This window comes from Rhodococcus sp. (in: high G+C Gram-positive bacteria), assembly GCF_049299235.1.
GTDB lineage: Bacteria > Actinomycetota > Actinomycetes > Mycobacteriales > Mycobacteriaceae > Rhodococcus.
Genome location: NZ_JBAQXC010000219.1, coordinates 1 through 8,971 on the forward strand (window position 1 = coordinate 1; position 8,971 = coordinate 8,971).

The window sequence follows — 8,971 nt, forward strand, 5'->3', positions numbered from 1 at the left end:
GTGCTCCACCGGTGCCCGCCGACCCCTCGCCCTCGCGCACAACGGTCATCGTGCGCCGAGTATCCCGGATCAATCCCCGCCGGTCATCGTGTCCGTCCGGCTCATCGCGTCCGTCCGGTCAACGCGAAACCGAGACCTGCGACGAGAACCCAGACCGGACCCACGAAACCGGCCATGTACTGCAGCGGCGAGACCCCCAACAGCAGGGTGAGACCACCCAGCACCACGCTCGCCCAGCCCAGCCAGCGCGCGACCGCGCCGTGCCGCAGCGCCGCGACCGCGACCGCGAGTCCGCTGACTCCGGCGCCGACCCACAACCACGGAATGGTGCCCATCCAGTGCGATGCGACCACCGCGACTTCGGGGACCATCTGACCCGGTTCCCCGAGCCCGAACAGCAGCTCGGTGTCGAGGCCGGTCCCGAGCAGGGTGGCCGCCGACGTCAGGAGCAGTCCGAACGCCGCGACCACGGGCAGGATGCTGAACTCGGGCAATGCCATGCGGAGGCGACGTTGAAGGCCCGCCGCGAAAACCAGGAGCAGCACCGTCGTCGTCATCAAGGTCAGGTGCATGACGAGCATCGCCGTGCGTTGTTCCGCGAACTCGGCGGTGATGGCGACGGCATCACCCGCGGTGTCCACGTTGTACGCAGCACCCATCGCCATACTGGCCTGTATCCCGATCACCCCGGTCAGGCCCGCGACGGCACCGGCCCATGCCCACAGGGCTCCCACGACGGGCCGGGAACTGTCGGTGGTGTCGCCTTCCGTGACACTGTCGATACTCATGTCGGTCACCTTCCGCTCGGGCGCACGGTGCGCCCACCGGATGAACGGTGGTGCGCTCGCCGTCCCGGGCGCGAGGGACCACTGTCCCGACTCACCGGGACATCCGTCCCGTGAGTGATGTGCACCACTTTCGCGATCGCGACCACGCCTTCGACGTGCGAAAACACCGGAAATACTCGTCGACTGTTGAAGTCGTGGCGCTGTCCCGGGAACTTTTCGACGGGATCGCTGCTCCTATCCCCGACACACACCGAGACGACACACGGAAGCGACGCGAAAGCGGGGGCACGGGATGAACAGCAGGAACCTTTCCGATCTTGTTCGGCCAGGTCCGTGCGACAGGTACACCGTGGGGGGAGAACGGTGAACTGGGTCCTTGCCGTCGACGTCGGCACGTCGAACACATCTGCCGCGCACCGCATCGGACCGGATCGGGTCGAATCACTTCCGCTGACCCACACCAGCAATCTCATGTCGTCGTCCGTGTTCATCGACCGGGCGAACGCGATATCAACCGGTGACGTCGCCGTGAATCAGGCGTCCGTCGACCCCGCAGGTTTCGTCGTCGCGCCGAAGGCGCACGTGTCCGCCCGGTCGGTCCTGGTGCGCGGGCAAGATGTTCCGGTCTCCGCGATGATGGCTGCCGTGCTGCGCACCGTTTACGGACAATCACTGCAGCGGCACAACAACCAGCCACCCGCCGAGGTTGTACTCACACACCCCGAGGCATGGTCGGAGCGGGAACTGTCGGTTCTGCGGGAAGCCGCCTCGATCGCCGGTCTCGGCGGCAACGTGGCGCTGATCTCCGAACCCCGCGCGGCCGCGTTCTACTATTCGCGCCAGCATGACGCCAAGATCGTCAAGGGTTCCACGATCGCCGTGTTCGACTTCGGTGGCGGCACCCTCGACGTCGCGGTACTCACCGCAACGAACGAGTGGACGTTCGAGGTGTTGCGTGCGGGTGGCGACAACGCTCTCGGCGGTAAGAACCTCGACGCTACCGTCTCCCGATGGGTGGACGGGCACATCGCCGACGACGATCCCGACCTCGCCGCATGGCTGCGCCGACCGGAAGGACTCGACGCCCGCCGCAATCTCGACGACCAGATTCGGCGCGCCAAAGAGCTTCTCTCCCAAGCACCTTCTGCGACGATCCGGGTAGTCGGCAACGGCACCGACCGGACGTTCACGCTCACCCGCGACGAGTTCGAACAGCTGATCGAACCGCAGATCACCCGCGGGGTCCAACTCGCCGCCTCGGTTCTGCGCGACGCCGGTGTCGACAGCAGTAGACTCCAGGCGCTGTACCTGACCGGCGGTTCGTCCCGCATCCCGTACGTGCACCGCCGCCTGGCCGAACTCGGTCCGATCGCCACCCTCGACGACCCCAAAACCGTTGTCGCGAAAGGCGCAGCCGGTTTCGTCGCAGGTGGCCGCGACACCGCCCCCTCCGCGAACCTGGAGACCGTCGCGCCGGCACGTGACCACAGACCGCAGCACGCACATACCGCCGTCACCGGCCCCACGGCCCGGGACGCCGTCTCGGGAAGGAAGCGCACACCGCTGCTGATCGGCGCCGGAGTTCTCACGGCCGTCGCGGTCGCGGCGGGCGGTGTCTACGCCGTCACCCAGAACGGCGCCGGCGGACCCTCCACGGCATCGGCGAACACGGTCGACACGACGACCGTGCTCGCCGCCGAAGGCGGCCTCCCGCCCGCCACCTCGGACTCGTCGTACCTCAGCGAATCCACAGACGACGTCACCTCGATCCTGCCTGCCAAGTTGATCACCTCGTCCACGTCGTGCGAGAAGGGCGGGTTCAGCACGGAAAACGCCCTTCGCGTCGACTGCGACATCGACCCCAGCTCCTCCCTGGGCAAAGCCATCGGCCTGGGCGAACACGAATACGTGACGGTGTCCGCCTACCGTGACGACCAGTACGCCCGGTCGACCCTGATCCGCATGCGCGACCGGCCGATACCCGACTACATGTCGGTCCTGTCCGAGGACGGGAACCGCGTCATCGAGTACGAACCGTCGGATCCGTACACCTCGTTCTTCAACGGCATCGACAAATCCAAGGGCCTGGTGATCAGCTTCGCGGTCAAACCCGTCGACAAGGGACTGACATTGATGCGTGAGCTCGGTTTCCCCACGTCCTGAAGTTCCCCACGTCCTGAAGCAACTTCGCCGAACGCTCACACCACAGCCCGTCAACCGTCAACCGTCAACCGTCAAGGAGCTCCACCATCATGCGTACGACACGCATTCTCACCGCCGCCGCGGCAGCGGCCGCCCTCACCCTGGCCGGGTGCAGCAGCAATGTCGAGGGCACCGCAGTCGACAACTCGACCACGGCCGCGGATGCGGGCAATTCCGGCACAGACTCGCAGGCGGACTTCGACATCGAGACGCTCGACACCGGCGGATACAACACCGTCCCGAAGGACTTCGAAGCGGACGGTCAGCTCGCCGGAGACTTCGGGCCTGCCGTCGAAGGCCAGCGCATCGCAGAATTCGTGGTCGCCCCGTACACGATCGATCCGAAACTCGTGTCGGGTGGTGGCATGAACCAGGGCGTCGGCGTGGGTGGCCTGGCAAAGCTCGGTCTCATGAGCGACGCCGTCTCCGCCATCGCCGACAAGTACGAGATCATCAACACGTTCAGCGATTTCCAGGACTACGCCGACGATTCCCACGAACTCGGTATCGCCGTGGTCCGGGTCGCGGACAACGAATCGGCCGTCGCGATCGTCGACGAACTCTACGCATCCGAGCTCACCGCGGCAGACGAAGACGACCTGTTCGGCTCGGGTGCCAACACTCCGATCGAACTGCCCGGACTGCCTGCCACCCATGCCTCGACGTACAAGTGGGAAACCGGCACCGAATCCCTGTCGTCGTACACCGTCAGCGGCCCCCACATCATCTACACCTACGCGTCCACCAGTGCCGGCGATCCGGCATGGCTGAAGGACACCACCACACGCGCAGTGCAGAAGCAGGTTCCGCTGATCGACAGCTTCCCGTACACGCCGACCGCGGACATCCCGAACCTGATCGTCGACATGGACAAGGTTCTCGCCCGCGCCGTCGGCTACACCGAGAACGAAACCACACGCAATTCGGAGCTCGCGGTATACGGCGCACTGGGCTGGTTGCACTTCGACAGCGACCCGGCCGAGACCGCCGAACTCTTCGAACAGACCGGCACCGATCGCGTCGCCCTGGCCAACACCACCGTGTACCGCACGGCCAGCCCGGAAGGCGCCGAGGCGCTGCGTGACGCGTTCATCACCCAGTCCAAGCGGAACTCCACCGAACTCACCGAGGATGCGCAGGCCCCTCAGAACGTGCCCGGCACCGTCTGCCTGAGCGGTGACATCGCCGAAGGCCGGATGTCCACCTGCTACATGGTGTACGGCCCGTACCTTGCGCAGATCACCGGTTTCCGCGCCATCGGCAACACCGACCCCGATTCCGACACCATGCGCACTTTGCCGCAGCGAGTCGCGACTCAGTACGTCAAATTCGTCACAGCCGAGGAGATGGGACTCGGCGAAAACTGATACTCGTCCGCCAGGAGCGATTCACCCGTCGCTCCTGGCGATCCGACCTCCGGTCTACTTCCCGTCGATACGCTTGGCGCCGAGGATGTCTTCGAGCAGTTCGAGGGCAACATCTTCGGGGTCGCGGCGAGTCGACGGATCTCCCGGCGTTTTGGCCTCGGCGAACATCTCTTCGACATCTGCCTCGGTCATCGCAGGCGGGCTTTCCGGCGAAGCCTCGAATGCACGCTCCGAGCCCGGATCGTCCGGAAGATCCGGCGCCTCCGGCGGCGGAACATCGTCGAAGTTCGGGCCCGCCGGTGAAGCGGTCGAGCGGGCCGGAGTCGGACCACTCTGCTCGTCGGGGCGCTGCTGTGCAGGCGCGCGATTGGCCTGGCTCGGCCGCGAAAACCTCGGCTGCCCCGCCGGACGTGACTGTTGCTGCACCGGAGCGGCTTTCGTCGGCGCCGGAGCGGCAGAACCGTGTACACATGTCACTTCGAAATCGAAGCCGAACACTTCACGGAGCGCATCGGCAATGACAACAGCATTGCGTGGCTCGGCGAGACGCGTCACCAACGGCACCGAATCGTGGACCAGCACCACGCGCGTGCCGTCCACATCGCGAACCGACGCGCCGGACAACATGACCTCGACGGTCCTGCTACGGGCCCGCACCTTCGCCCGCACCTCGGACCACACCGCTCGAATACCCGGAGCATCCGGACCCGCCTGCTCAGGCTGCGGTGGGGAGACAGACTGCGGTGAGGCGACAGGCTCCGGTTCGAGTGCGGGTGCGGGTGCGGCAACGACAGGGTCCGACCGCACCGAAGAAATCGGTTCCGAATGCGGTACTTCCTGTTCGAAAACAGGCACCTCCTGTTCGACCGGGCGCGTGGGCACCACCGGGGCAGGCTCCGCCTGTGGTTCCGGCTGGGCAGGCTCCGCCTGTGGTTCCAGCTGGGCAGGCTCCGCCTGTGGTTCCGGCTGGGCAGGCTCCGCCTGTGGTTCCGGCGCAGACTGTTCCGCTGCACGCCGCTGTGACGGCCGCTGGAATCGTGACGCCGGTTCGTCGGGCGCGATCGGCACGGCCGCAGGGTCCGGCACCGGACGCGGCGCGGCGGCCGGGGCTGTAGCAGTGGCTGCGGCTGGAGTCGGAGCTGTGACCACCCCGCGCTCGAGGCGTTCGATTCGTTGCAGCACAGCAGTTTCCGAATCGGACGCCGACGGGAGCAGCATCCGCGCGCACATCACCTCGAGCAGCAGCCGGGGAGCGGTCGCACCACGCATCTCCCCGAGGCCTGCGTGCACGATCTCGGCAAAGCGCGTGAGCGTCGCCGGCCCGATCCGGTCGGCTTCGTCGCGCATCCGATCCAGGATGTCACCCGGCGCGTCGACAAGTCCGCGATCGGCGGCGTCGGGCACTGATCGAAGCAGGATCAGGTCGCGCAGACGCTCGAGCAGGTCCACCGCGAAACGTCGAGGATCGTGCCCCGCGTCCATCACCTTCTCGACTGTGCCGAACAGTGCCGCACCGTCGCCGACCGCGAGCGCGTCCACGGCTTCGTCGATGAGCGCCACATCGGTGACCCCGAGCAGCGCGAGCGCGCGCGGGTAGGTGACCCCCTCGGGTCCGGATCCGGCGAGCAACTGGTCCATCACCGACAGCGAGTCGCGGGGTGAGCCTCCGCCCGCGCGGATGACCAACGGATAGACGGCATCTTCGACCTGCACGTTCTCCTGTGAACAGATCTTCTCGAGCAGTCCGCGCATTGCGGTCGGAGCCAGCAGGCGGAACGGATAATGGTGGGTGCGCGAACGGATGGTCGGCAGCACCTTTTCCGGTTCTGTCGTCGCGAACACGAAGATCAGGTGTTCCGGCGGTTCCTCCACGATCTTGAGCAGAGCGTTGAAACCCTGCGTGGTGACCATGTGCGCCTCGTCGACGATGAAGATGCGATACCGGGACTCGGCCGGTGCATAGAACGCGCGGTCGCGAAGCTCGCGGGTGTCGTCGACACCACCGTGGCTGGCCGCGTCGAGTTCGATGACGTCGAGGTTGCCGCCTCCGCCGGGTCCGAGCGCGATACAGGACGAGCACACACCGCACGGTGTGGACGTCGGACCTTCCACACAGTTGAGGGAGCGCGCGAGGATGCGGGCGGACGAAGTCTTGCCGCACCCGCGCGGCCCCGAGAACAGGTACGCGTGATTGATTCGTCCCGTGTCGAGGGCGGTACTGAGGGGCTCGGTGACGTGCTCCTGCCCCACCACCTCGGCGAAGGTCGCGGGTCGATACTTCCGGTACAGGGCCACGCGCCGAGAGTACCGGCGCCCCCCGACACGAGGGTCGAGTGGTGGCCGGCGCGCTACCGGATCGGACCGGAGCGGACTGTGATCGAAGCGACACACTCACCATGCTTGCGTTAACGATATATCGCGTTCTATCTTGATTGTGTCGAACAACCAGAAAGGGCGTACATCATGCGCAACGAACGACACCCCGGCGGACAGCGCCGGCACCACACACCCGATGGCGAGATCCACCGCGGCCGACGTCGCGGCGACGGACCCCGACGCGGCGAACATCCCTTCGGCGACCCCCGCCCCCATCGCGGCGGCGCCCCGCACGTGGCGGCCGACGCCACCGCGGCCGGGCTCAACGCGGCGACGTCCGCGCCGCCACCCTGATCCTGCTGACCGAACAGCCGATGCACGGCTACCAGTTGATGCAGGCGATCACCGAACGCACCGGCGGTACCTGGCGTCCCAGCCCGGGTGCGATCTACCCGACCATCGCCCAACTCGAGGACGAAGGCCTCGTGCACGTCGAAGTGGACGGCGGTCGTAAACTCGCGTCCCTCACCGAAGCCGGTCGGCACTACCTCGAAGACCCGGCCACTGGCATCACCGACCCGTTCGCCGGATTCTCGGCATCGACCGGCACCCCGGACTTGCGAGCCGCGATCGGTGAGGTCCACAGCGCCGCGCGATCCGTCGCGGCCAGCGGGACCGACGCCCAGATCACTCAGGCCCATGCCATCCTGTCCGAGGCACGGCGGGCGCTGTATCTGATCCTCGCCGAAGGCCCGGATCCGCAACCGTCGAGCACCGAGTAGCCGGCAGTAACAGAGAACCGAACGCGGCGCTGAGCATTCCGTAACGCGTTCGCAACACCACCGCCCCCCAGCGGAAACCCTACGGTCGGATCGTCAAATTCCGGTGCATTGAGGTCCAGTGCCCGTGAGGAGATTCGCTCGTGCCCCCGACAATCGACGCCGGCGCTACCGCATGGCTGCTGGCGAGCACCGCCCTCGTCCTGCTGATGACCCCCGGCCTCGCCTTGTTCTACGGCGGAATGGTCCGATCCACCGGCGTCCTCAACATGATCATGATGAGCTTCGTCTCGATCCCCCTGGTGACGGTGACCTGGCTGATCGCCGGTTACAGCCTCACCTTCGACGACGATCTCGGTGGCGGCCTGCTCGGCGGATTCTCCCATCTCGCCATGAGCGGCATCACCCCGTCGACCACCCACGGCCAGATCCCCGAAATCCTGTTCGTCACTTTCCAATTGACCTTCGCGATACTCACCGCGGCCCTCGTCAGTGGCGCGATCGCCGACCGCGCGAAGTTCTCGGCATGGATGCTGTTCGTGCCCGTCTGGTCACTGATGGTGTACGTGCCGGTCGCGCACTGGGTCTGGGGACCGGACGGCTGGATCGCACGGCTCGGCGCACTGGACTACGCGGGCGGTTTGGTCGTCGAGATTGTTTCCGGCGCATCCGGTCTGGCACTCGCCTTGGTCCTCGGACCGCGGCTCGGATTCAAACTCGATTCGATGCGACCGCACAACCTGCCCCTGGTCCTGCTCGGCGTCGGCCTGCTGTGGTTCGGCTGGTTCGGATTCAACGCGGGGTCGGCACTGGCGGCGGACGGTAAAGCCGCCGCGATCTTCCTCAACACACTCGTCGCGGGCTGCACCGGCATGCTCGGCTGGCTGTTCGTCGAACAACGGCGGGACGGACATCCGACCACCTTCGGTGCGGCATCCGGTGTCGTCGCCGGCCTGGTGGCGATCACCCCGGCGTGCGGCACCGTCGGAGTGATGGGCGCGGTCGCCGTCGGTGCGGTCGCCGGCGTGGTCTGCTCGTACGCGGTGGGCTGGAAGTTCCGGCTCGGCTACGACGACTCGCTCGACGTCGTCGGAGTGCATCTGATGGGCGGCATCGTCGGCACCCTCCTCATCGGACTGCTCGCGACCGTGGTGATGACCGACGGCCCGACCGGCCTGTTCTACGGCGGTGGTCTCGCACAACTCGGTAGACAACTCCTCGCGGTCGTGGTGGTCGGACTCTACGCATTCGGTGTCACCTATTTGCTGGGCAAGCTGATCGACCGGTTCTTCGGGTTCCGTGTGGACAAGGAAACCGAGGCGTCGGGCATCGACCTCGGCCTGCACGCCGAATCCGCATACGAGCACGGCGTGGTCGGACACGGACCGATCGGTGGGGGCAGCCCTTCGCACTCACCGTTCTCTGGGCTGCCCCGCGACCTTCGCCAGGAAAAAGAGGACGAACAGCCTTAGCCGCATACCGATTCAGGCTGCGGACGAAACGCCGATCGCCCCACCGC

7 protein-coding genes are annotated in these 8,971 nt (G+C 66.5%); 5 read left to right on the forward strand and 2 right to left on the reverse strand.

Annotated features, from left to right (window positions below; all coding sequences use genetic code 11):
• Positions 1-101: 101 nt before the first annotated feature.
• Complete coding sequence (locus WAX14_RS12600; protein WP_422628397.1) at positions 102-788, reverse strand: hypothetical protein; 687 nt, start codon at positions 786-788, stop codon at positions 102-104.
• Positions 789-1,151: 363 nt separating this feature from the next.
• On the opposite strand from WAX14_RS12600, the gene WAX14_RS12605 reads away from it, so the two are divergent.
• On the forward strand, positions 1,152-2,951 hold the full coding sequence (locus WAX14_RS12605; protein ID WP_422628398.1) for an Hsp70 family protein: 1,800 nt from the start codon (positions 1,152-1,154) through the stop codon (positions 2,949-2,951).
• 89 nt (positions 2,952-3,040) lie between these two features.
• Complete coding sequence (locus WAX14_RS12610; RefSeq protein WP_422628399.1) at positions 3,041-4,357, forward strand: DUF7373 family lipoprotein; 1,317 nt, start codon at positions 3,041-3,043, stop codon at positions 4,355-4,357.
• Positions 4,358-4,411: 54 nt separating this feature from the next.
• Here WAX14_RS12610 and WAX14_RS12615 read toward each other — a convergent pair whose 3' ends face one another.
• Positions 4,412-6,652 (reverse strand): DNA polymerase III subunit gamma and tau, encoded by a 2,241-nt coding sequence (locus WAX14_RS12615; RefSeq protein ID WP_422628400.1) that lies wholly within the window; start codon positions 6,650-6,652, stop codon positions 4,412-4,414.
• A gap of 168 nt (positions 6,653-6,820) precedes the next feature.
• On the opposite strand from WAX14_RS12615, the gene WAX14_RS12620 reads away from it, so the two are divergent.
• The 3 genes from WAX14_RS12620 to WAX14_RS12630 all read left to right on the forward strand — a co-directional run bounded on the left by WAX14_RS12620 (position 6,821) and on the right by WAX14_RS12630 (position 8,924).
• Entirely contained in the window at positions 6,821-7,027 is a 207-nt protein-coding gene (locus tag WAX14_RS12620) for a hypothetical protein (protein ID WP_422628401.1), read from the forward strand.
• Positions 7,028-7,047: 20 nt separating this feature from the next.
• The gene (locus WAX14_RS12625; RefSeq protein WP_422628402.1) at positions 7,048-7,455 is read left to right on the forward strand and encodes a helix-turn-helix transcriptional regulator; all 408 of its coding nucleotides are present in this window, start codon (positions 7,048-7,050) and stop codon (positions 7,453-7,455) included.
• Between the two features lie 140 nt (positions 7,456-7,595).
• Positions 7,596-8,924 carry an ammonium transporter gene (locus WAX14_RS12630; RefSeq protein WP_422628403.1) on the forward strand — a complete coding sequence of 443 codons (1,329 nt, stop codon included), beginning with the start codon at positions 7,596-7,598 and terminating at the stop codon, positions 8,922-8,924.
• The last annotated feature ends 47 nt before the right edge of the window (positions 8,925-8,971 follow it).

Excerpts from the sequence above, each read along its gene's own strand:
- WAX14_RS12600 (WP_422628397.1), bottom strand. The coding sequence starts at position 788 with ATGAGTATCGACAGTGTCACGGAAGGCGACACCACCGACAGTTCCCGG.
- WAX14_RS12610 (WP_422628399.1), top strand. The coding sequence starts at position 3,041 with ATGCGTACGACACGCATTCTCACCGCCGCCGCGGCAGCGGCCGCCCTC.
- WAX14_RS12620 (WP_422628401.1), top strand. The coding sequence starts at position 6,821 with ATGCGCAACGAACGACACCCCGGCGGACAGCGCCGGCACCACACACCC.
- WAX14_RS12625 (WP_422628402.1), top strand. The coding sequence starts at position 7,048 with ATGCACGGCTACCAGTTGATGCAGGCGATCACCGAACGCACCGGCGGT.